Annotated in this window: 30 protein-coding genes; 10 read left to right on the top strand and 20 right to left on the bottom strand. The window is 39.3% G+C overall.

The features are described 5' to 3' along the window. Positions 1 to 204: 204 nt before the first annotated feature. Entirely contained in the window at positions 205 to 723 is a 519-nt protein-coding gene (locus tag CEF17_RS07340; RefSeq protein ID WP_100398958.1) for a DUF3231 family protein, read from the bottom strand. A 112-nt stretch (positions 724 to 835) separates the two neighbouring features. Then, positions 836 to 1,651, bottom strand: a complete 816-nt coding sequence (locus CEF17_RS07335) for a S1C family serine protease (RefSeq protein ID WP_100398957.1) — start codon at positions 1,649 to 1,651, stop codon at positions 836 to 838. A gap of 93 nt (positions 1,652 to 1,744) precedes the next feature. On the opposite strand from CEF17_RS07335, the gene CEF17_RS07330 reads away from it, so the two are divergent. The 3 genes from CEF17_RS07330 (at position 1,745) to CEF17_RS07320 (ending at position 3,543) form a co-directional block, all read left to right on the top strand. After that, positions 1,745 to 1,933 (top strand): hypothetical protein, encoded by a 189-nt coding sequence (locus CEF17_RS07330; RefSeq protein WP_100398956.1) that lies wholly within the window; start codon positions 1,745 to 1,747, stop codon positions 1,931 to 1,933. 168 nt (positions 1,934 to 2,101) lie between these two features. Continuing rightward, positions 2,102 to 2,335, top strand: a complete 234-nt coding sequence (locus CEF17_RS07325) for a DNA alkylation repair protein (protein ID WP_100398955.1) — start codon at positions 2,102 to 2,104, stop codon at positions 2,333 to 2,335. Positions 2,336 to 2,736: 401 nt separating this feature from the next. Further along, positions 2,737 to 3,543 carry a DUF2935 domain-containing protein gene (locus tag CEF17_RS07320; protein WP_100398954.1) on the top strand — a complete coding sequence of 269 codons (807 nt, stop codon included), beginning with the start codon at positions 2,737 to 2,739 and terminating at the stop codon, positions 3,541 to 3,543. Positions 3,544 to 3,589: 46 nt separating this feature from the next. On the opposite strand, the gene CEF17_RS07315 is transcribed toward CEF17_RS07320, so the two are convergent. The 10 genes from CEF17_RS07315 to CEF17_RS07275 form a co-directional block, all read right to left on the bottom strand. After that, positions 3,590 to 4,213 (bottom strand): cell wall hydrolase, encoded by a 624-nt coding sequence (locus CEF17_RS07315; RefSeq protein WP_100398953.1) that lies wholly within the window; start codon positions 4,211 to 4,213, stop codon positions 3,590 to 3,592. A gap of 181 nt (positions 4,214 to 4,394) precedes the next feature. Next, positions 4,395 to 4,598: a DUF6501 family protein gene (locus tag CEF17_RS07310; protein WP_100398952.1), complete on the bottom strand. Its 204-nt coding sequence runs from the start codon at positions 4,596 to 4,598 to the stop codon at positions 4,395 to 4,397. Between the two features lie 121 nt (positions 4,599 to 4,719). Continuing rightward, a complete protein-coding gene (locus CEF17_RS07305) occupies positions 4,720 to 4,848 on the bottom strand; it encodes a YjcZ family sporulation protein (protein ID WP_100398951.1) in 129 nt (42 codons plus the stop codon). A 116-nt stretch (positions 4,849 to 4,964) separates the two neighbouring features. Then, the gene (locus tag CEF17_RS07300; RefSeq protein WP_100398950.1) at positions 4,965 to 5,813 is read right to left on the bottom strand and encodes an AAC(3) family N-acetyltransferase; all 849 of its coding nucleotides are present in this window, start codon (positions 5,811 to 5,813) and stop codon (positions 4,965 to 4,967) included. 225 nt (positions 5,814 to 6,038) lie between these two features. Beyond that, positions 6,039 to 7,253: a NupC/NupG family nucleoside CNT transporter gene (locus tag CEF17_RS07295; protein ID WP_100400834.1), complete on the bottom strand. Its 1,215-nt coding sequence runs from the start codon at positions 7,251 to 7,253 to the stop codon at positions 6,039 to 6,041. A 209-nt stretch (positions 7,254 to 7,462) separates the two neighbouring features. Continuing rightward, positions 7,463 to 7,951, bottom strand: a complete 489-nt coding sequence (locus tag CEF17_RS07290; protein WP_054636024.1) for a hypothetical protein — start codon at positions 7,949 to 7,951, stop codon at positions 7,463 to 7,465. Between the two features lie 296 nt (positions 7,952 to 8,247). Beyond that, positions 8,248 to 8,904 carry a type 1 glutamine amidotransferase domain-containing protein gene (locus CEF17_RS07285; protein ID WP_332835287.1) on the bottom strand — a complete coding sequence of 219 codons (657 nt, stop codon included), beginning with the start codon at positions 8,902 to 8,904 and terminating at the stop codon, positions 8,248 to 8,250. A 68-nt stretch (positions 8,905 to 8,972) separates the two neighbouring features. Next, positions 8,973 to 9,758, bottom strand: a complete 786-nt coding sequence (locus CEF17_RS07280; RefSeq protein WP_100398949.1) for an MMPL family transporter — start codon at positions 9,756 to 9,758, stop codon at positions 8,973 to 8,975. Positions 9,759 to 10,090: 332 nt separating this feature from the next. After that, positions 10,091 to 10,234, bottom strand: coding sequence for a hypothetical protein (locus CEF17_RS19945; RefSeq protein WP_157842975.1), 144 nt, complete (start codon positions 10,232 to 10,234; stop codon positions 10,091 to 10,093). A 167-nt stretch (positions 10,235 to 10,401) separates the two neighbouring features. Further along, positions 10,402 to 10,836 (bottom strand): hypothetical protein, encoded by a 435-nt coding sequence (locus CEF17_RS07275; RefSeq protein WP_100398948.1) that lies wholly within the window; start codon positions 10,834 to 10,836, stop codon positions 10,402 to 10,404. 527 nt (positions 10,837 to 11,363) lie between these two features. Here CEF17_RS07275 and CEF17_RS07270 point away from each other — a divergent pair. Together CEF17_RS07270 and CEF17_RS07265 are read left to right on the top strand one after the other, a co-directional pair. Next, positions 11,364 to 11,720, top strand: coding sequence for a CHY zinc finger protein (locus tag CEF17_RS07270; protein WP_232725448.1), 357 nt, complete (start codon positions 11,364 to 11,366; stop codon positions 11,718 to 11,720). 83 nt (positions 11,721 to 11,803) lie between these two features. Beyond that, entirely contained in the window at positions 11,804 to 12,244 is a 441-nt protein-coding gene (locus CEF17_RS07265) for a hypothetical protein (RefSeq protein ID WP_100398946.1), read from the top strand. A 28-nt stretch (positions 12,245 to 12,272) separates the two neighbouring features. Here CEF17_RS07265 and CEF17_RS07260 read toward each other — a convergent pair whose 3' ends face one another. Beyond that, on the bottom strand, positions 12,273 to 12,773 hold the full coding sequence (locus CEF17_RS07260) for a hypothetical protein (RefSeq protein WP_100398945.1): 501 nt from the start codon (positions 12,771 to 12,773) through the stop codon (positions 12,273 to 12,275). Positions 12,774 to 12,931: 158 nt separating this feature from the next. Then, complete coding sequence (locus CEF17_RS20355; RefSeq protein ID WP_198508920.1) at positions 12,932 to 13,222, bottom strand: hypothetical protein; 291 nt, start codon at positions 13,220 to 13,222, stop codon at positions 12,932 to 12,934. 249 nt (positions 13,223 to 13,471) lie between these two features. Here CEF17_RS20355 and coaA point away from each other — a divergent pair, with 249 nt between their 5' ends. After that, positions 13,472 to 14,416, top strand: a complete 945-nt coding sequence (gene coaA, locus CEF17_RS07250; protein WP_232725447.1) for a type I pantothenate kinase — start codon at positions 13,472 to 13,474, stop codon at positions 14,414 to 14,416. 268 nt (positions 14,417 to 14,684) lie between these two features. Continuing rightward, entirely contained in the window at positions 14,685 to 15,104 is a 420-nt protein-coding gene (locus CEF17_RS07245) for a YbbN family protein (RefSeq protein ID WP_100398944.1), read from the top strand. Positions 15,105 to 15,132: 28 nt separating this feature from the next. Here the strand turns inward: CEF17_RS07245 and CEF17_RS19940 are convergent, their stop codons facing one another. Next, positions 15,133 to 15,279 carry a hypothetical protein gene (locus CEF17_RS19940; protein WP_157842974.1) on the bottom strand — a complete coding sequence of 49 codons (147 nt, stop codon included), beginning with the start codon at positions 15,277 to 15,279 and terminating at the stop codon, positions 15,133 to 15,135. 474 nt (positions 15,280 to 15,753) lie between these two features. Next, positions 15,754 to 16,203 carry a hypothetical protein gene (locus CEF17_RS07240; protein WP_100398943.1) on the bottom strand — a complete coding sequence of 150 codons (450 nt, stop codon included), beginning with the start codon at positions 16,201 to 16,203 and terminating at the stop codon, positions 15,754 to 15,756. A 237-nt stretch (positions 16,204 to 16,440) separates the two neighbouring features. On the opposite strand from CEF17_RS07240, the gene CEF17_RS07235 reads away from it, so the two are divergent. Further along, a complete protein-coding gene (locus tag CEF17_RS07235; RefSeq protein ID WP_100398942.1) occupies positions 16,441 to 16,845 on the top strand; it encodes a YuzC family spore coat inner layer protein in 405 nt (134 codons plus the stop codon). 18 nt (positions 16,846 to 16,863) lie between these two features. On the opposite strand, the gene CEF17_RS07230 is transcribed toward CEF17_RS07235, so the two are convergent. The 4 genes from CEF17_RS07230 to CEF17_RS19930 form a co-directional block, all read right to left on the bottom strand. Further along, positions 16,864 to 17,532 (bottom strand): DUF2140 family protein, encoded by a 669-nt coding sequence (locus tag CEF17_RS07230; protein WP_100398941.1) that lies wholly within the window; start codon positions 17,530 to 17,532, stop codon positions 16,864 to 16,866. A 133-nt stretch (positions 17,533 to 17,665) separates the two neighbouring features. After that, complete coding sequence (locus CEF17_RS07225; protein ID WP_100398940.1) at positions 17,666 to 18,631, bottom strand: S8 family peptidase; 966 nt, start codon at positions 18,629 to 18,631, stop codon at positions 17,666 to 17,668. A gap of 215 nt (positions 18,632 to 18,846) precedes the next feature. Further along, the gene (locus CEF17_RS19935) at positions 18,847 to 19,080 is read right to left on the bottom strand and encodes a hypothetical protein (RefSeq protein ID WP_157842973.1); all 234 of its coding nucleotides are present in this window, start codon (positions 19,078 to 19,080) and stop codon (positions 18,847 to 18,849) included. A 120-nt stretch (positions 19,081 to 19,200) separates the two neighbouring features. Then, the gene (locus CEF17_RS19930) at positions 19,201 to 19,368 is read right to left on the bottom strand and encodes a hypothetical protein (RefSeq protein WP_157842972.1); all 168 of its coding nucleotides are present in this window, start codon (positions 19,366 to 19,368) and stop codon (positions 19,201 to 19,203) included. A 337-nt stretch (positions 19,369 to 19,705) separates the two neighbouring features. Here CEF17_RS19930 and CEF17_RS07215 point away from each other — a divergent pair, with 337 nt between their 5' ends. Together CEF17_RS07215 and CEF17_RS07210 are read left to right on the top strand one after the other, a co-directional pair. Next, on the top strand, positions 19,706 to 21,247 hold the full coding sequence (locus tag CEF17_RS07215) for an FAD-dependent oxidoreductase (RefSeq protein ID WP_100398938.1): 1,542 nt from the start codon (positions 19,706 to 19,708) through the stop codon (positions 21,245 to 21,247). A gap of 204 nt (positions 21,248 to 21,451) precedes the next feature. After that, on the top strand, positions 21,452 to 22,240 hold the full coding sequence (locus tag CEF17_RS07210) for an STAS domain-containing protein (protein WP_157842971.1): 789 nt from the start codon (positions 21,452 to 21,454) through the stop codon (positions 22,238 to 22,240). The last annotated feature ends 24 nt before the right edge of the window (positions 22,241 to 22,264 follow it).

The raw sequence follows: 22,264 nt of genomic DNA, 5'->3' as shown, positions 1-22,264 counted from the left end.
GTACTTTCCAATTCTCATCGCAAGTGGATGCAGCTTGAAAGAATCCTGCATTAGCGAGTCGGATTGTAAGTAATCAATCCCCAAAGGAGCCACCTGTTCAATAAGAAAGAGGCCGGGACAAAACTTAGCTAATAAGAAGGGCTCTCACCATCGGGGTGAGAGCCCTTTATTGTCAGATACCGCTTTGTCCCAGCCTCTTTTTCACTATACGCCGACAGGTTCAGGTGTTTTCACATGAAGGGGTGGTGGTACGAGCCAGCCCTTTTCTTTGTTCATTCTTAAAAGTCTTCCTCCGAGGGCAGCTTTTGCTGTATGAAACTGTCCAAACATCATGCCAATGTCCTCTCGAGTGCTCTCCCCCATGATCTGACTGCATGCCATTAAGCCTGCTGTTATATCTTTTGCTAAGTTTGCAGAGATTTCGGGCTCGTTAAATTTTGCACCTACCGGAATATCTTCTACATTAGCATTAGGTGTTGTTGGCGGTGTCGGAGGCAGGCCGATTCCTTCTGCCTTCAGCATGTTTTCCAGTTGTTCTTCCTCCTGTTTTCCCTGCTTTATGCGGTCTTGAAGAAAGTCAATTAAATCGTTGTCCCCACAATGATTTATAAATGTCTCATACCTGGCCACCATACCTTTAATTCCTGCAACATACGTCCACATACTAAAAATTTCACCATAATGCATTGGCTCGTCTTTAGGATTTCCTCCGAGTATGCCCATCATGATCCCCCCTGTCTTTATTGTGAAAAGCCTGCAAAGAGCTTTCCACAAAGGTTAGTGTCTGCATGAAAGACACTATATATGGCTAGCAGATTTAGCGTAAACAGGAAACTCAGCCCTTCTCAAGTTCTGACAGTCTTTCCCTTACTTCTGCAATTGGAACAGCCAAACCAACAGAATTTCGGTCAGGGTCATCCACATGCCTTCTCGCAAAAACAACTCCGGCAACATCGCCGTTTTCATCAATTACCGGGCTTCCACTATTTCCACTGTATATAGGAGCAGATATTTGCATGACATTATCATCAGCTTCTGCAGCAAGGATTTCCCCTTCATTAGCAATTTGAGTAAAAGCCAAGGGATTGCCAATCACAATAATATCTTCCTCTTCGTGTACTGGTGTATCACGCAAGGAAAGCGAAGGGAGATCATCGTCTGCTTCTATCTGAACGAGTGCAATATCTACATTGGGATCACTGGTAAGAACTTCTCCTTCAAAAACATCTCCATTTTCTAAACTTACTCCTATGGTTTGATGATGTTCAACAACGTGATGGTTCGTGACAACCAAACCGTCTGAGGAGATCAGAAACCCGGTTCCTTGAGAACGTTCAAAAAAGCCTTCCCCATGAATAGTGACAACAGATTGTCTCCATTCCTGCACCTCTTCCTGTTGAGAGAGCTGGTAAGACGTACGAAGGAACTGAAGCGCATCTAAATTAAATGTTTGAAAAAAAGAAGCTGTTACTTGAAAAATAAGCATAGCAGCAATCAAGACAGCGATCCCTTTTATGAAGGGCTTATTGCCTTTTTTCTTTTTGGGCTTGTATTCCTTTTTCCTTTCTTCTTCGTCTGTAAAAAAGTCTTCAGGAGAAGGATCTTCGTATTTCTCATCGTATAAGTCTCCATCTAATTCTTTTTCACGCACAGTCTCACTCCCCCCTTTCTTTCAATCCCTGGAATAGCAAGCATCCAAGCTGGTGAGACTAAAATAAAAAGCTTGGATTCTGGAGGCGGTAAAATGACTTTTGATGAAATTAAACAAATTATTCTGCTGACTCAAGACGCCAAAGAAATCGGATGGGACTTTAAATCTGATGACAAGTTTCTTTCTGTCCAGGATGAAAACTATGTACAAGGAGACAAAATATTTCAGAGTACAGATGAGATTCTTGAATGGCTGGAAAATCAGCATGACAAATCCCGGTGATAAGGAGGAAAAAATGGTTCCCATTGTAAAATGTCCTAAGTGCGAAAATGAAAATCCTATAAATGAGGTTCTTACCGCGCAATCTAACCAGAATGTAATTTATCAATGTCCCCAGTGCCGCTTTGAAAAAAAGAATATACCAACCAGTAAAGGATAAAGGAGAGATCGATGTTGAAAGCCTACCGATGTCCTTCCTGCAAGGCTAAAAGCAGATTCAATGTTATTGAACAGGTTGCCAAATCAGTTAAATTTAATCCTGACACAAATCAATACCTGTTAATTGAAACCCTTGAGCCTTATCATTTACCATACAATGGACCGGAAAAACGAATTCAATGTGGCTGCTGTGGAGTGATTGAAGATGAAATACGTTTTGTGAAAGCTGCAAATTATGAATCATAGACGCTGTCCTGCTTGATAGAAGGCCTCAGCTCCTCCCTCTATCATAGCTTCCATACAATAAAGAATCCACCCGCCTTGAGGGGTGGATATCGTTTATTTTGGAGCAAGAAGTCTTCTAAAGAACCTTGAAACGTATTTTAAAACGATCCCCAACAAAATGGAGCGAAAGAAATTCCCAATTAAACGGCCCATAAGTGATCTCTCCTTCTCAAATATTTAAACTTGTCTTTATCATGTTTTGTGTTTAGCGGATAAGACTGGCAGCATGTTTTAATTGCTTTCTTAATTAACATACCAAATTTAATAGGTTTTCAAACATTTTTTTAAGGAACTGAATTAATTATTCGGCACCCCTTTTCATAAAGTAGTAAAGGTTTTGATTATAGCAGGAGGTGCACGATGTGAAAAATTGGTACGAGGAAACAACATTTGAACACCAATTCTGGCTTCAGGTACTTGGAGACCATGCCCGGTTTATTAGAGATACGTTGTCCCCAGAAGAAGAGGAAAAGGTAAAGCAAGCTCGGGAATTTGTTTCTCTATTTGACGCAATGCTTGAACGATCAAGAGAAGCACTGCTTGATGATGAGCTTATCACTCTTTCAAGAGAAGCGTTTGAAGCCTCCCAAAAAATAAGAACTTTTAAGCTTGCTATAATTAAAGAGCACTTGGTAGGCCAAATAACGATTAAGTTAACGCCTACCTTCCTAAATCACATGGTCAATGAGGTTGAGGAATATATTCGAATACTCGGTTATTTAATCCAAGGGGAAAAAGCTCCACCTGCACATGCCCTTCACCATCATTTAGTGTGGCTTCTCGATGCTGCCGGACATGCCGATGGGATAACAGGATCACTGGACATGGTAGAAAAAAAACTGAAACGCTCGTCCCAATCATTCACGAAAACCTTTGAAGAATTCTATATTAAAGCCGTTGAAATGACGGGCTATCTTCGTGCTAACGTTACACAATTTCCCGCTCTATCAAGGTTTAACCACCAAGTAGAGCTTGAAATAACATTGTTTAAAGCATTTCTTAATGAAATTGAAGAATTAGGACTGACTGATGAAATGCTTTCAACCCTTTCACCGCTGATGGCTGACCATATGGCAAGAGAAGAATGCTACTATTTAATGAAGCTGGCAGAATCAAGCAACATTTCTGCTCCTGAATGCAACCCGGCTTCTCCGAGGACAGAAGAATAGAAAAGAATGCAGGCATTAAGCAGCCTGCATTCTTTTCTGGGATCTATTAATAAGCAAATACATGTTTCCCTATACGAAACTCTGGTGTTCTGGTTTTTATCCATTCAGAAGTAGCAATATCCGGATTAAAATAATAAAGTGATCCTGCAGAAGGATCCCACCCTCTCCATGCTTCGACAACTGCACGGTATGCCGTGGCATCAGGGGTTAAATTATACTGGCCATCCTGTACAGCAGTAAAAGCATTTCTTTGAAAGATCACTCCACTTACACTAGAAGGAAATTGAGTGGAATAAAGACGATTTTTCATTACTGCTGCTACCGCTACCTGTCCTTCAAATGACTCCCCTCTTGCTTCACCATAAACAATTCTAGCCATTTTATGTACTTCCTGTATTCTATGCTTGGTTCCTGGACCGGCAATGCCATCAACGGTTAGATTAAAGTCATATTGGAAATTACGAACTGCCTCTGTCGTTAAAGGTCCAAAATAACCAGTCGCTGCCACTGGCAAATAACCAAGCTTGTGTAAGTCCTCCTGAAACACAGTGACTTCATATCCCTCACTACCTTCTTCAAGGACTGCTTGTGCTTGCCCTTTATCCGGCAGGAAGGCAAAGAAAAGAAACGTTAACAACATTGCAAATGACGTTCTTACCATCCTCTTCATTTTTCCCCTTCTTTCCTAAATAAATTGATATGATATAATTTCATAACTTTATATTGCCTCATTCTTGCCCTTTTGTCCACTATAGTGAATAATTTTTGCGTAGTTATATACGCAGAGGTCCCAATCCTCTAAAAAAGACTGTTGAGAAATTCTCAACAGCCTTCCAAAAAGAATGACAGGATTATAATTCTTTAAAATATTCTTTTTTGAAACCACCGATTTTACCTGTGTTATCAATAACAAAATAAAATTCCTCAGTTTCATTTTTTAATGAGTAAACTTTACCTGGAGTCAACACATTGTTTACTTTATATTTTTTTGCATCTGCATGAATGCACTTTAGCTCTTTGATTGTCTTTGCTTCATGCCAAGAATGATGTATCATTTAAAATCCTCCTCGTATGTATCCTACCGCCATATTACTCTCTTATAAAGCAGGAATCAACAATTCCCAAAAGAAAAGAAGCTTCACCTGGCAATTTTCAGGCCAGATAAAGCTTCTGCTTCTACCATCCCCAGTAGCCTCCTGCTCCGTATCCTCCATAACCTTTTCCTGCATAGGAAGCTCCGATAATCACAAGCAGGATGAACAAAACAACTAATAAAGCAAAGCTGCTGGAATATCCGTATCCCATTTTTTCACCTCCCCCAAAACTTTCTCAATAATGTATGTGGGAGATTAAATATTGGGTAGGCTCACAGATATTTTTTATTTTTTTAGATATCAAAACCAAGTATAAAAATTTCTTACTTACCTTTCGTCATTACTATCCCTTATAAACGGTAGTTTGTCTTTGTTATTTTTAAACCAACTCTCCGCATAGTCAACAATATCTCGCTGAAGCATCAACCTGGAAAAAGCCGATCCTACTTTTCCCTGTGTAACAAGTGCAGGATATTCTTTTTCAAAATGTTCACCAATTTCATCAAATAACTCATCGCCATATTCAATGCTTTTGTATGTTTTCCAAACTCTTTCCCCATTAATGACCATGGCACAGCCATCTTGCACGATAGGTATAAAAGGGACACGATGCTCGCTTAAATGCATGGATGTATTTGAATTATAACCAACACCTATTAATAGCACCTTGCCGTCTTGTGAATAAATTTTTTCAAGTGGAGAATTCTCGCCCATGGCAAAATCCAGAGGCTGCTCTTTAGTAACGAACTCTTTATGTTTTCCCCATGCACAAAACGATTCTAAAGGGTGGCTGCTTCTTATTACACCAGGATAAGTACGAAAATATTCCGCAACGGCCCCCATCTCCTGTGTTGGGGTGACAGCTGGATCAAAGGCAGGCATTTCCTTTTTAATAATAGACCACCATTCTTGCGGGATTTCCGGCTCACACCACTCTTCTGGATCAGACCAGTCTGGCGATTGAGCTGGCATAATAAGTGTACCTTCTTCACCGACTGTCTTAATTAAAGCCTCTATTACAGCTTGAGCTCCGCCGCATACCCACCCTAAGGTTGAAAGTGCAGAATGGACTATAACCATATCTCCCCTTTTCACACCTAGTTGCTTGAGGTCGTCTGTTAGGCTTGACACTGTTCTTGGGGAAGGTGTATTTTCAATAATTTTTTTTAAGCTCATATGGTAACCTCCATCAGCTTTTAAAATCAAGTGCTTAATTACTACTATCTTACTTAATACCAATCTATCCGGCAAAATATTTCTAACATGTTTTTGCTATTATGATTTTCAAAACCTGAATTCAGCATTATAATTTCTTTTAATTGATTATTATTTTTATAAAAATAATACGGTACGTGAAATTTTATAATAAGGTTTGAAAAAAGCTCTCTAATTGAGAGCTTCTTAAATAAACATCCCTGCAATTGAAGCGCTTAATAATGATGCCAGAGTCCCAGCAATAATCGCCCGCACTCCAAGCTGGGCAATTTCACTGCGCCTGTTAGGAGCTAATCCGCCTATTCCGCCCAACAGTATAGCCAGTGAGGCAATATTAGCGAACCCACAAAGAGCAAAAGTGATGATTGCTTCTGCTTTTTCAGAAAAGTTCTCAATCTCTGGAGCAAAATTAGCATAAGCGACAAATTCATTCAGAACAAGCTTTTGACCAATAAAGCTTCCTGCCTGCAAGGCTTCCCCCCAAGGTACACCTATCATAAACGCAACCGGCGCAAATATAAATCCGAGTATCATTTCAAGAGTCAGGTTCTCCGCCCCGAACAAGCCTCCGATAAATCCAAGGATTCCATTAGCCAGAGCAATCAATGCAATAAAGGCAAGAAGCATTGCCCCTACATTTAATGCAAGCTGAAGGCCCGTAGATGCTCCTCGGGCAGCCGCATCGATAACGTTTTGTGACTCTTTATCTTTTTCAATTTTTATCTCATCGGTGGTTTCAGAGACTTCTGTTTCAGGCATAATCATTTTTGCCATAATTAAGCCTGCGGGTGCTGCCATAAAGCTTGCCGCCAGGAGGTAGTCAAGCCTGACACCCAAAGCGTAATAACCAAATAAAACAGAGCCGGCAACAGAAGCCAGTCCTCCGGTCATGACGGTAAAGAGTTCAGATTTAGTCATTCGCGGCAAATATGGACGAACGACAAGAGGTGCTTCTGTCTGCCCCACAAAGATGTTGGCTGCAGCGGACATTGATTCTGCCTTACTGGTTCCCAATAAGAAAGAAAGGGCTCCTCCTAACAGCTTAATGAACCACTGCATGACGCCTATGTAATACAAAACTGCGATTAAAGAGGAAAAAAAGATGATAATCGGCAGAACTTGAAAGGCAAATACATGACCTACCCCTTCCACCTCAAACAATCCTCCAAATAGAAAATCAATACCTTCGTTCGTATAATCCACTATACTTGAAACAACAACCGTTAACCATTCTAGGAACTCCCGCCCTGTCTGCCATTGCAAAACGATAAATGCAAATCCTATTTGAATAGCCAGGCCGCCAAGTATTGTCCTCGGACGAATTGCACGTTTTCTTGCTGAAACGAGAAAAGCCAGGAAGAGAACAAATACAATCCCCATAAGCCCCCATAATACATTCAGCATTTTAATTCACCACTCTTTTCTTATATTTTCCTTTTTATCAACTTCTAAAAAATAAGACCTTCGTAAATTTACCAAAGCAATAGCTGGATGTAAAGGATGACACGTAGAAAAGATCCATCTTCTTGTTACCTTACCCATTTTTAGTAAAAAAAGCACATAAAAAAAGAAAAACCCTGCTTTAATCGAGGGCTTTTCCCTGTATTATATTATTCAACACTTAACCTTAAATCAGGTAAGTGGTTTAGGATAAATTGAGCTTTCACAGGATCGGATAAAAATGCAAAAGTGCGGTAATATTTAAGCCCTGTCTCAAAATGGGCCGGCATATGGTTATACGCTTCCAAAACATGGTCAAACGCATCGTAGGCAAGCATTAAAGAATACACTAAATCTGTAAATGGTACTTGATAAGAGGTTGAATCATAGTGAGGAGCAGTACAAAGCGTGATTTGTTCTACCTGTTCGTCAAAAAACAAGGCTGCTTCTTTAATATACGGACGGTACAGTGGATTGACTTCCCTGGCCTTTTCTTCAAAAAATGAATGCCATTCTCTGCAAAAACTTATAAAGTAAGGAAAATCATCTTTCTCAACCTGTAAATCAAAACCTGCTTCACGAACCCTGTCCATTGTCATCGGTTCCAAAATACCATGATGACTTCCTAAGTAAAAGAATTTGCGCTGATATGATTTCATGCTACACCCCGTCTTTCCTCTTTGTCTGATTACTTTAAGATATTGTAACATCATCTATACTGCATGCCTACACTTTTTCTAACGAATTAGAACAAGCTCCTTTATATTTTTATCACAAACTCACAATATTATTACTGTGGTGCTGCGGTGCCTGGCACCCTTACATATCTGTAACATGTGTCATATTAAATCTTTACATACTGCCTATTCTACTAACATCACCTACAAGGTGCCAGGCACCGCACTAAAGCACCGCACCACAAAGGGGGAGGGAAACATCCCCTCCCCCCTCTATCTTACGACAGCACGTTTAAAAATTCTTTTGCAGTTTGTATGCTTGATTGGGGGTTCTGCCCTGTGACAAGCTTTCCATCCACTTCCACATGATCAGTGAAGTTTTCCCCTGACGTGAAAGTAGCCCCTAGCTCTTCAAGCCGGCTTTCAAGTAGAAATGGTACCTTTTCATAAACTTTCATTTCTTTTTCTTCATCGTTTTTAAAAGATGTGACACGTTTGCCATTCACTAGAGGAGTACCATCTGATAATGTTACTCCGACTAATCCAGCAGGTCCGTGGCACACAGCACCGATCGCTTTATCTTCTTCAGCCGTTTCCTTAAGCAGTGACTGCAGAGATTCATTATCTGGAAGATCCAGCATTGTCCCGTGTCCTCCAGGAAGAAAGACCCCGTCAAAATCTTTAGCATTAAATTCACTTACAGACGGTGTGTCACTTAACAACTTCATAACTTCCCGCCATTCTTCAGGGGCATCCTCTTCCAGACTGTTGGGATCAAGAGGCACGTTCCCTCCCTCTGCACTCGCGACGGTCACCTCATGACCTGCATTCTTAAATTCTAAATAAGGCTCTGTAAATTCAGAGACCCATAATCCTGTTTTCTGATACTCATTTAATTCGTAGCTGCTAGTGGTAACCATTAAAATCTTAGCCACTGGAATCTCCCCTTCCATAACTTACTTTTGTAAAGAGTCGTAACAACTTTTCCCCCGGTCAAATTTCACTAAACCTTTTCTTGCTTCTGCCTTCCACCGCGATTTTTAAATGGCCACCAGTTATGGTTTCCAAACACATTTGCCAAAACAGGGACGAACAACGGCAGCATAATAACAGCATACATAAGCAACCCAGTCAAAACGAGGGTTCCTATTTGCATAAGTGACAATACTCCAGAAAGCATCATGGCCCCAAATGTACCCGCAAGAATAACTGCAGCAGACAAAATGACAGTGCCAATTTGCCCCATAGCATGGATCATGGCTTCTTTTACAGGCAATTTCTCTACATTTTCTGCAAATCGAGCCATTAAAAAAATAGAATAATCAACACCTAGCGCCATAAGCATAACAAAACCAAAAAATGGCACTGCCCAGCTAATTCCTAAATACCCAAGAATAGTCACAAATATAAATTCAGTTAAACACACGGATACAAGATACGTTAAAATTAAAGAGGCCAAAATATATAGCGGCATCACCAAAGAGCGAAGCAGAAACACAAGAACAAGAAAAATCCCTGAAAGCATAATCACTGCTGTTCTGACAAAATCCTCATCTGACACGTCACCTAAGTCCCGGTTCATACTTGTCAAACCGCCAATGGAATATTCGTTCCCACCCAGTTCTGTCCCTTCAAGGGCAATCCCTACTCTCTCGTTTATCACATCTACCAGGTCCATCGCTTCATTGCTATAAGGATTCATTTCAAAAACAACATTAAATATAGCAGCTTGACGGTTTGGTGTGCTAAAGGAATCCCACGCTTCTTCAAGTTCCTCATCTTCTAGTATTTCATTTGCAACGAAAACCCTTCCAACGGATTCCTCTCCTGCTCTTCAATTTCTGTTACTATAGCTTCAGCTTCTGCCATACCATCGCCAGCTTCTACAGTCCCTTCACCAAGTTCTCCTAGACCATTTGCTAGGTCACCGAAAATCTATTACGTTGTCTGAACATGTATATAATCTTTCACCTATCCTGGTAAGATATAGAAAAATATATCATCTTTTTATATGGATATTCTTTTCTTATTACCCACCTATTGGAAATTTATCGGTCTGCTGTAGGCGTAATTGAGCTTTTATGTACATCAAGAGCCTTTGCGATTTCATTAGCGATTACCTTAAAGCTGACTGAGGAAGCCAATGTGTTCAATGTTCATATGGTGTAACTTTTTCTGAGAGAGTAGTGATTTTAGCCGTTTTGCAGCAAAAATACGTTTTTCTTCGTATTGGCTGGTTAATCTTTTCATTATTTTTCCCTTCATATTGTTCTGCCTCCCTTTCAAACCCAATGGTTTATTCCCTAAACGGTTTAACAGCAAAACTTTTTGCACAAACAATCTTTCCTAGTTCTGTATAAAGTGAAAAAAAAGCAAAAAAATAAAGCGCACCCCTAAGGGTTACGCTCTTTGGCTTTTACTACAGTCCATGATTATAAGCAGGACCATCTGCGTACATCACTAATAAAATCAAGAATTTCAGAATGCTTAAACTCAACATTCTCTAATTCACGACCATATAGATACAAAACAACGGTATCTCGATCACGATTATCAATCATGCTTACACCGCTTTGGTCTGGCTGTTCCTCTACCTTAGGAAGACCAAGGCGTTCAGCTGCATAATTATGGTCAATTTTCCCTTTCGGAAGATCTAATACGACCTTAAGGTGAGTATCAGAATCATCGCAGATCATACCCCAGCGTTTTCCAAACCATGCTCGGCAGCCTGTAGTACTAATCATTGTCAGGCCAAAGGGCTTTGTAGGAATAAACTGAGTACTCGCCCAACCTCTTAATTGCATTGAGCTGCAGAGCTCTCGCGCCTTGCGTTTAACTAACGTTTCCATGCTCTCTTTCACTTGCATGAAATATCCCTCCTTAGATTAGATACTCTACATTGTACTCAGGATTCAGTCCTTGATAAGATGTAGAAAATTCAGAATAATCTTATATTATTCACTATAGCACAAGAAGATGCATAGTGTCGAGCTTCCCGCAGGAAATTCTTCTTTTTGTCACAATTCCCTATTTATTTAATAGGTCTTTTGATATAACAGGCTTTATTACACAAGTATATTGCAGCAAGGATTTTACCCTTAATACCTTCAACCTTTGCTATAATTAAAATCAAAGAGCTACTCTCCTGAGCATGTGTTAACAGGGTAACATAAAAATAGTGTAAAATAGGCAGAGACTTATTACACTTCCGTGAATTTTTTGTCTATATTTCGCTCCTTTCTGTTCACCATTCTTATCAGGCTTCTCTGCCTCATAAGTACAAGCAACTATTCCCGGTGTCTCAATATATAAACTTGTTTCACTTAACTTTCACAATTATATGAAGTAAGAATCCCCCACTTAAAAAAGTGTCCGGGCACAAGGAGGAATGATTGTGAACCGCCTTATCCATGGAAAATATGTGACGGGTACTGGAATTGATCACGAAACAAGGTGCTCCCACTACTGTTCAGAAATAGATATCATTGCCTTAAAATGCTTTAAATGCCTTCGCTATTTTTCCTGCTTTCTATGTCATCATGAACACGAAGATCATCAATTTAAAAGATGGCCAAAAGCAAAGTTTGACCATCAGTCAGTGATGTGCGGTGCTTGCGGGAGAGAGATGAGCACAAATGAGTATTTAGAGAGCGGCTCTCGATGCCCATCCTGTTATTCAGCTTTTAATCCTGGGTGTAAACGTCACGCTCACCTTTATTTCCATTTCCCAAACACTGCAAAAAAAGAATGAATGTGTTACTATATCCTTTGTATGTGATTTTTTGTGCTGCAAGATGTATACATAATTAACAATAGAGATTGGAGTTTTCATCAATGGAGCAAGAATTAGTTCAGCGCTATCCTGAAGTTGAAAAAGTCCTTGAAAAAAAAGGGGTCACCTTTCAAGAATATTCAGAACAGCTGCTAAAAAAATCCAGTATACGCTCGAAAAAAAAGCGAGCGAGGCAAAAAGCATTAAAGAAAGCTTTTTATGAGGAATTTGTCTCTACAGATAAAAGCGAACAAAACGTAAGAACGAAAGAGCCTCTGAACGTAAATGGCTTTCCCGTCACATTTCTTTTGAAAATCGGCAAGGAATTTTTTAAAGAAGAAGACGCAGTTAAATTCTATTATAACGCTGAAAAAGAACAGTATTATAAAAATAAAAACTTATTAGAAGCTGTGATTACCGAAAGAAGCGCCGAGCTTTCAGAGGAAGAGTACAGATTATTCGAAAGCAGGCTTGAAGAACAAAAATCAAAGAAAAAGAAATAAGGGCTCCCTTATCGGGCGCCCTTTTTCATTATGAATATTGTTGACCCTGCTGGCCTGACTGCTGCTGAGGAGATTGCTGCTGCTGAGACTGCTGAGAAGCCATTTGGCTTAACTGCTGCTGTGCCTGATTGATAGCTTGAGTCATTTGGCTTAATGCACGGTTAGACTCAATGTACTGCATTCCCTGATTTAAGCTTTGAATCGCTTGCTGCAGTGACTGCTGAAGCTGTTGGTCAGCCTGTTGCTGCTGTTGATTTGCTTGCTGATTAAACTGTTGAATCTGGTTTAACAGCTGGTTATACTGTTGTTCTGTTTGCTGTGCCGCTTGTTGACCCTGCATGGCAGCTTGTTGACCCTGTTGCCCTGGCTGCTGTTGCTGCCCTGGCTGCTGCTGCCCTGGCTGCTGCTGTTGGACTTGCTGTTGAATATTTCCTAACTGACTTTGAAAGGATGCTATTTCTTTTGCAACTTCCTCGTCAGCCACAGCTTTAGAAACAGCTTCCACTTGCTTTTCAGAGAATTCATCCATAGTTGGTTCCTCCTTTTAAAAATAAAATCAATGGTTCGTAAAGTATCCTCTCCTATAGAGGGCTTTTTTATGAGAAGTTTTCTTTTCTTAGAGAAATGCACTCTTTTTATAGTCATGGGTAAAGGACAAGGGAAATATGTTCCTTGTCCTCATGTAAATTATTCTTCTTCGTCTTCTTCGTCCTCATCTTCTTCTTCATCTTCCATATCTTCCATCTCATCGTCTAAATCATCATCTTCATCTTCCAGCTCGTCTAACTCCTCATCGTCAAGCTCATCATCTTCTGGTTCTTCCATGTCGTCAGCAGGTTCCTCCATCTCCTGATCCATTTCTCCCTCTTCCATTCCAGGGTCTTGCTCCATTGGTTCTTCTTCAGCAGGACCACAAGCTGTAAGTACGCTAAAGGCAAGTAACGCGGATGCACCAGCTGCTAAAATTTTTTTATCCATTTCAAATATTCCTCCTTGTTATTGCAGTTTATAATTGTAGTGTGCCAACCTTTCTATCAATTATCCGCTGAATTACAATTCCATTTATTTCAATGTAACTAAATATTAAAGTGAAAAAGTGGTAAAATTACAGATAATTAGGTAAATTAACCAAACAGTTTGTCAAAATCCATTCACATTTGCATGATGTTTGTTATAAAATTGTACATAGTTAAAAGAAACGATACCCATGAAGCAAAGAGGTGCAAAATGTTAAAGAATCCTCATATGATTACACCATACACAACTTTTACCAGGCAAGAATGGTCTCAGCTTAAAAATAATGCAACGTTACCGCTATCGGAAAGTGAAATTGAAAATATGCAAGGTCTTAATGAGGTGATGACGCCACAGGAAGTGATAGATATCTATTTACCCCTTTCCAGGCTGCTGAGCCTTCATGCCACAGCTTCTCAAGATCTTCATAAAGCCACGAACTCATTCTTACATTCTGAAGTAAAGAAAGTTCCCTTTATTATCGGAATCGCAGGAAGTGTTGCAGTTGGAAAAAGCACGATAGCCAGGGTTTTAAAAGCACTGCTTTCCCTTTGGCCAAATCACCCAACTGTCGATTTAGTAACGACAGATGGTTTTTTGTATTCAAATGCTACGTTAAAAGAAAAAGGATTAATGAACAAAAAAGGCTTTCCTGAAAGTTATAATGTTAGTGAGCTTCTTCACTTTCTTTCTACCATTAAATCAGGCATAAACGGCATCGATGCTCCTATGTACTCCCATGTCACTTATGATATCGTGCCATTTCAAAAACAAAAAATTAAACAGCCGGATATTGTGATTATTGAAGGAATCAACGTTCTACAGCCTCCAACGAAAGAAGACCCGGGAAAAGTTCATGTTTCCGATTTCTTTGATTTCTCCATTTATATAGATGCAAAAGAGGAAGATATCTTTTCTTGGTACGTAGAGCGCTTTAAGCTCTTGCGGGAAACTTCCTTTCAAAATCCAAATTCCTATTTCCATATGTACGCTGATTTAAGCGAGGATGAAGCTGTCAGAACGGCAGAGGGGATATGGAATTCTATAAATAAGCCAAACCTTAAAGAAAACATACTCCCAACTAGAAACCGTGCTGATTTAATTCTTCATAAAGGGAGTGAGCATTTAGTGACCACCTTGAAAATGAGAAAGATTTAACGAAGGACACTCTTACATTGAACTTCTAACTGTTGTCGCAGACACCTTGAGTGTAGGAGGGAGGAGTTCAAACAGAGTGTCTTTATTTTTATCCTCTTTTTTGCTGCCTGCGAATTGTCATGAAAATTATTATTTTATTTAGCCGGAAGACACAGCGATTACAGGAATATGACTAGTATTACATTTTAATTATACTTGTGTATTTTTGCCTTCTAACTGCTTAAAAAGCGCTATCATTAATAGCAAGAAATAATATGTAGAAGGTGAGATGGTTTCTTTGTCTTTCGCTTTACTCTTTCTCGCTGTACTCTGCTTATTATCTGGGTGCAGCGTAAATAATTCCCCTGCAGAAGAATTATCTCCACAAAGTAATATCCTTTTATTTTCTGATGATGAGAATATAAAAGAGGAAAATAACTATTATAATGCTTTGCTTGAAGTAAGAGCAAACTTCCCTGAAAAAAGTGATTCCATTGAAGTGATTTCAAGCAATCAGGAAAAACTCCTGAACCATTTTAACGTACAGGAGCTTCCTCAATTGATTATTATAAAAGACGAGAATAATTATAAAAGACTGACAGGCGATCATCCGAAGGAGAATATTCAGCATTTCTTACTAACCCATTTGCCTATAAAAGAAGACAAAAACTCTCATACAGATACCTACACTTTATCTTTTTCTGACTGACCTAGGAGCGTACCAGCCCCTAGGTCAGTCAGTTTTTTATATCCTCAGACTCACTTTTTTCAATCTGCGCTTTATATTTATCATCAAAAGCAATGAGTACACACCCCAGCTGCTCTTCAAGGGTTTGAATTTGCATTTTTTGATGATCATCAAGTTCCGCATAGTCAAATGACATTGTATTTCCTCCTTTTTGTATATCATCCGTTATCCCTTTTATTTATTCCCTGGCTCTGCGTACTAATACACTTTGTTTATAAAGGTACAGAGTATCGTGGACATCTTTGGATATTTTCCTGGCTATTCTAGATATTTCAGTAAAATTGATTGGATTGTACTTAAAATGAGTCTTTGTTTAAGTGTATTTATCGTTAAAAGACGCTCGCTTTGCACGTAAATTACAAGTGAGTCATCCATTGGTGGTTCACTTCATCCGCATCCAAGGGTGTTGTCTATACCACGGACAAATTCCACTTGGAAAAACCCCACATAACGGTATTCCTTGGCTCTTCCTATCGATGAAGTTGTATTGATAAGATATTTACCATTACATTTCCGATAAAAATCAACACGTACCTTTAACAGAGCCTGCAAACCTTAGCTCTGTATTTTATCTCTACAAAAACAAAAAACCCGCCGGAGACGGGTTAATTTATAAATGTTCAATTGATTGTTTGAGCTGAGATATGTGGAAATAAGTTTTCTCAATGTGTTCCTCCGTAGGAGACTCTAAAGCCTGTTCAGCAGAGTCAATCACTTTCTCTACTTGTTCTTTATGATCACTTGGGACATGGAGCAAAATATTATTTTCTAAATCGAGTTTAAGCTTTTCTATAATTTCGGTTTCATCCTCTTTTATATAGCTGCTACTGTCTTTAAGATCCTTCCAGCTGTTGTATTGACTTTGAGTATCTTTCCAGATAGAAGTTCCATCAGAACTGTTGTCAGGACTTTCGATGTTTTCCCATTGATCTTTCGCTCCTGCAATCGAGTGATTGTCTACAAAATTCATTGTTATTTGAGCAACGTTAAAGAACATAACCATAATTATGCCAACAGCCAGAGCCCCTGCACCACAACTGACAGCTAACAATTTGTTCATAATACCTCTCCTTTATGATCACTTGATTCTACGTAAAGACCGACAAATACCGAAAAAAGAAAAAAAATAAACTTTTTATGTATAGCAGAACTTTAATTACTTGAACAATGTAGCATATATGAACTTTTTATACTAGCCATTTTTCACATTGTTATCCAATCATAGAAAAATAATACACATTTTGAAGTCTGTATCTCATACATTACTATGATCAATACATTGAGGAGGACATAATCAATGAGTTATCTTTATTACTATTTCGGTAATGTCTTTACTCCCTATTATATTTACCCGACGAATCATCCACGGAGATCACTTTATGATACTCACCCAAGCTTTCCAGAATACACAGTCTTGAATCGCCAGTATCCTCCAGTGGATATTAAAGACTTTCTAAACTCTGCTCTTGAAATGGAAGCTTTATTAGACGACAGTAAAGCACTGCTCCACTCCATACAATCTTCTGAAAATTTTGCTTTTCAACTTAAAGATGCTGCACAAAAAGGGGATCAGGACACCGTTGATCAATTGATTAAAGAAACAGGAGTAAAGAGAGAGGTACAAACTCAATTCACTCCCACTAGTATTATTTTTCTCCTTTTTGACCCCTGCTGTGTGCTAAGGTTGCAACTGGGATGGTGATATTCCAAAGTACATTTATTAAAAGAGACGATTGAGGATCTCTTCTTCTACTCCTTGCGGCAGAATTTCTTCAATAAGCTGGATAGCATCTGAAAGTGATTCAATAGTGATAACCAGCTCTGTTTTTATTTCCCCTTGGGAAAGCTCAACAGCAGAAAAGGTTACATTCTCAGGTAAATCCGGAAACAATATAATTCTTTCTCTGTCACTGTCCAGATAAAAATAATCTTCCTCCATTTCTATTTGATTAAGAACAAACTGGTTCGGCAATGGAATCCTTCCCATGTATGCTTCTTCTAAAGCTAAGATGAGCTGGCCGTTTTCTATCCCCGGGATAAAGAACAATCTGTATTGAGTTGCTATAAATGGAAACAATGAGCTGTTTGCATAAACAGTTACTCTTTCTTCGTTAACTTGTATTTCTAATTCTTCGATATCCTGATCATCCTCAATACTTTCCTGTGCCGCTGCATTTATATCTTCTTCATTCACTTCAAACGCAAGCTCTATTGCTCTGTTTTCTAAATCGACGTTGACTGAATCAGGACCCTGCTGCAGAAAACCATTCTCTTCATTCGAGGAGACAGGTGGTTGTAATTGCTCCACTGGACGAATTAAAAAAAAGAAAATGAGTACTGAAACAATAATGCCACCTATAATGATAAGTAATGCTTTTGTTCCTTTCACCACAACTCCTCCTGACTCCTGGATTTATATGAGTATAACGTCTTCTATTGTATCATCTGTGCAGAAATGAAAAACCCTCCAGCTTTGTAGGGATCTTTACAATGCTGCAGGGTTGAAGTTCATAAACCATATGTCATGTAGTGAAAAACCGTTCATCTTTGTCTAAAATCAGTAATCCGTTTCCTTCCATAACCGGACTGTTTCCAAGGGAAACGGTTCGCTTAATTAATTGGGCAAAAATCTCCGCTTCTGTTAATTCTCTCCGGAATGCGTCTTCACATTGGCTGATGAGCAAGGCAGCGGCTCCTGAAACGTGAGGTGTGGCCATAGAGGTGCCTGATAACCTGGCATACGAGCTGCCTGGATACGTCGACAATACATCCACCCCTGGAGCAACCAAATCAATTTCATCATTGAAATTTGTAAAAGGAGCGAGGTTTCCTTTACTATCAACCGCTCCTACCTGGACTACTTCTTTGTAGTATCCCGGATAAGCAATTTCTGTTGTTTCTTCATTAGTGTCACCTTCATTCCCCGCTGCTGATACGACAAGAATATTATGCTCTATAGCTCTTTTAATAGCTTCATGCATGCTTGGAATGTCATCTGGACCTCCTAAGGACATAGAGATGACTCTTACTCTTTCACCATTTTCCCCTCTCCAGTCGATAGCATAATGGATGGCGTCAATAATACTTTGATAAGAACCGTATCCTTCGCCGGACAATACTTTAAGAATTAATAGCGACACTTCAGGCGCAGCTCCCACCACCCCCTGGTTATCTAAGGAGGCTGCTATTGTTCCCGCTACATGAGTTCCATGTGCTTGATTATCTGAGAAATTATCCGTACTTCCTCCATAATCCTCTGTGAAATTTTTTCCGCCAACGATCCTTCCTTTAAGGTCGGGGTGGTCTGGCTGGCAGCCGGTATCGAGCACGGCTATCACGCACCCTTTTCCCTTGTATCCTTTTTCCCACAGCTTTGGTGCCTGGATCATTTCTATCCCTTTAGGTATCTTCTCATCTGCTTTTTCCATTACCTTTTCAACACGATAAGGTATTAATCGAACTTCTTTTTTAATAACAATCTCCCCCATTCATAAATGTAGGTGATAATCTTTCCATACATAATACAGTTACAGGAAAAAACGTTATTTCCTTTTATAAAAGAAAAAATGAGTCTTTTTTAACAACCATGATGTAGAAGGTAAGGCAAAAATAAAGAGCATGAATCCGATCAATCCCCGGACTCACACTCTTATGGCGGCTGCCATTCCTTATGAGCAGCTGTCTTTTTTCATATATGCCTTCCTTAAGAAGGTATTTCTCCTTTAACACTAGCAAAGGATACTGGTTGTTTGATTTTGAGTCCTTCACAGCAGGTGCATCTTTTGAATCCATTATTTTCGCAAAGTGACTCCACCACTTCGCTGGAGTATTCCTTCACTCTTTTTTCTAACGATATTTGGAGAATTTTACATTGATCACCTATAAAAGAAGTGTGATGAACTTCTTTATGTACAGGATCAATTAAATATGCACTCATATATCCTTCCTCCTATCTATACTATTAAGCTTAGCAAGAAAATTCAACAGGAGGCGCCATAGAGGCATTTTGTTAGGAAAATGTAATATACTTCAAGAATTCGAAATAGTACAAGACTCTTTACTTATCTTCCTTCATTCGATCAAGGCCAGCTTTCATGATTGCTGCAATAAGAAATTCAAATTCTTCTTTTTCTTCTCCTGAAGAAGCATTTTGAAGTTTTCTGTTCAGATCTTGAATGGTTGCTTTCTCCCTCGGTGTTAAGTACTTTATGGAGGATCTATCCATTTACTTGTAACATCCTTTCTCTTTCTGCATTTTTAAATCAGCTGTAGCTGCCTTAGGAAAGGTAAAATAAGCGGTCAAAAAAGACAACAAAATAACAGCTGGTTTCATCTTTCTCATTGCTTGTCCCCTCCTTTTACAAGATCAATCTTGTACACTATTATGACTTCCAACAAAAAAAGAAGCAAAACTAACACTTCTTCCTTTTCCATGATATTGCAATGTTGGGTTCCCTTCAATTTGGTTACTTTTTATGTTTATTTTCAAGTAAACAGCAGAAGATATGAATTAACAAATAGTAGCAAGGGTATAGAGCATTAGCTGAAAGGAGGAATTTAAAATGAAATCAGAACAAGACAACAACATACCAAATTACTCTTCCTCTTATTGGAGAGAACACGAGGCAACAAGGGAATTCCCTTCGTTACAAGAGGATATTCAAGTAGAGACAGCTGTAATTGGCGGGGGTATGGCTGGCATTCTAACGACATACTTTTTAACGAAAGAAGGTGTGAAGGTTGCCCTGCTGGAAGGAGATGTCCTCTTAAACGGAACGACTGGACACACTACAGCCAAGGTAACCGCTCAACATAGCGTAATGTATGATAAATTAATAAAAAATGAAGGGGAGGATACAGCAAGGCTTTATTACAAAGCTCAGGTTGAGGCCATGAACACAATAAAGTCTCTTATTTCTGAACATGAGATCGATTGTGACTATAAGAATCAAGACGCGTACCTTCACGCTGGCACTGATGATGGAAAACGGCAGCTTGAAATAGAGAAAAAAGCTTACGAGCAGTTGGATATTCCAGGGGAGCTTATTTATGATTCACCTCTTCCATTTGATACGAAGGCTGTACTAAAAATGCCTGATCAAGCCCACTTCCACCCAGTGAAGTTTTTACAGACACTCATTGCTGAAATCATTAAAAACGGGGGACTCATTTGCGAAAATACGACGGCTGTCAACCTCAAAGGAAATGATGATTCTATAAAAGTAGAAACCAGAAACAATTATAGCGTTACTTGCGACAAGGCAGTCATGGCTTCTCATTTCCCTTTTGACGACACGACAGGTTTTTATTTCTCAAGGCTTCATCCGGAAAGATCTTACGCTATGGCAGTAAAGACAGAAAAAGAAGTCCCTGAAGGAATGTATTTAGGTGTAGATGAACCCGGTTTTTCCTTAAGGCACACTGAGATTAATGGAGAAAAGCTGGCTATATTTGGAGGGGAAAACCATAAAACCGGGAAAAGCGAAGATACTTTGCAACACTTTAATAACATTAAAGCGTTTGCTGACAGGCATTTTGGAGTACAGTCTGTACCCTACCGCTGGTCAGCTCAGGATTTAACTACCCTAGATGAAGTGCCTTATATCGGCCAGGCTGTTTCAGGAAAACCCAATATATTTGTCGCAACCGGCTTTAAAAAATGGGGAATGACCAACAGCATGGCTGCCGGCTTGTTATTAACAGACCTGATTACAGATAAACCAAATCGTTTTGCTGACTTGTTTGCCCCTACCCGTTCTCATTTAGAGCTGAAAGACGGAAAAAGTTTTATTAAAGAAAACGTTGATGTAGCTTCCCAATTTGTGAAATCTCATCTCGAAAGAGGAAGCATTAAACTTGATGAACTTAAAAAGGATGAAGGCGCCGTCGTTAATATAAAGGGAAAACGTACAGGAGCATACAGAAACGAAAAAGGAGAACTCCTATTAGTTGATACGACATGTACACATATGAAATGCGAGCTTGAATGGAATAATGGTGAAAGAAGCTGGGATTGTCCCTGTCACGGTTCAAGATTTTCTGTTTCCGGGGAGGTCATTGAAGGGCCGGCATCTGAACCTTTATCACGTGTTAACCTTGAATAGGAAGGAAAAACCCTTAAGGTGAAAGCCTTAAGGGTTTTTCTCTGTGCACTATACAGCTGCAGAATTTTTTTCTCAGCTAGAATGCAATCTATTATTCTTCTGTTATTATATAAGAGATAACTGTTTGGATTCTTGCTATAATGGTTAAAATAAAATATTTTTTATCATAAATGAAACAAAATAATGAGGAGTGGACAAGAAAACATGGGCAAATCATCTTCACTTTTTGAGGATTTAGATATATATCAAGTATTGAATACAGTCGGTGAAAACATTTTAATCGCTGACACTTCCTATAAACTTATCTGGATGAATGAAGCTGCCAAAGAATTAATGAGAGATATCGGTCCATTTGTTAATATAAATGACCCGGAACAATTTATAGGAATAAACATTTCCACTTTTCATGGCGAGAAACAAAGAGACATTTTAGAAAAGGGAGAGTTTCCCCACAAAGCAGGTATCTCATTATTTAATCGTTTTGAAGCAAGCATTGTGGTAGACCACTTGAAAGGACGTAATGGAGAAGTCAAAGGGTTTATCCTCACATGGAAAGATGTGACCGAATATGAACGGGAAGTGAAGGCAGGCCAGGAAATGATAGAAGAGCTGTCAGCTCCTATTATTAACACCGAGGTTGAGTCGACCCTCCTTGTTCCTCTAACCGGCACTTTATGCGAGCACAGGTTCGAGACGATGAGAGAGAAGATTCTTTTAAACTGTGTAAAACATCGCAGTCAGTTTATTATATTTGACTTTACAGGTGTAAGTAAAAACATAGACGAAAAAGTTGCATTTTATTTTTCCCATATCGCTTCAGCTCTCCGGCTTATTGGGGCAACCCCCATCTTTGCAGGATTTCCAGTCGATGTAGCCAAAGACTTTGCCAATAACGGTATTCATACAGATGTGAAGACCTTCAGCTCATACAAAAAAAGCATGGAATACATCCGTGAAAAAGAAGGGTATCAATTAGTAAAAGTGAAGAAGTAAAGGCAGCAGTCTCCTTCTGCTGCC

Origin of the sequence: Bacillus sp. FJAT-44742 (genome assembly GCF_002797315.1) — a bacterium.
Classification (GTDB): Bacteria; Bacillota; Bacilli; order Bacillales; family Marinococcaceae; genus Thalassorhabdus; species Thalassorhabdus alkalitolerans.
The sequence above is the reverse complement of the archived record's forward strand: the minus strand, read 5'-3'. Positions and strand labels throughout refer to the sequence as shown.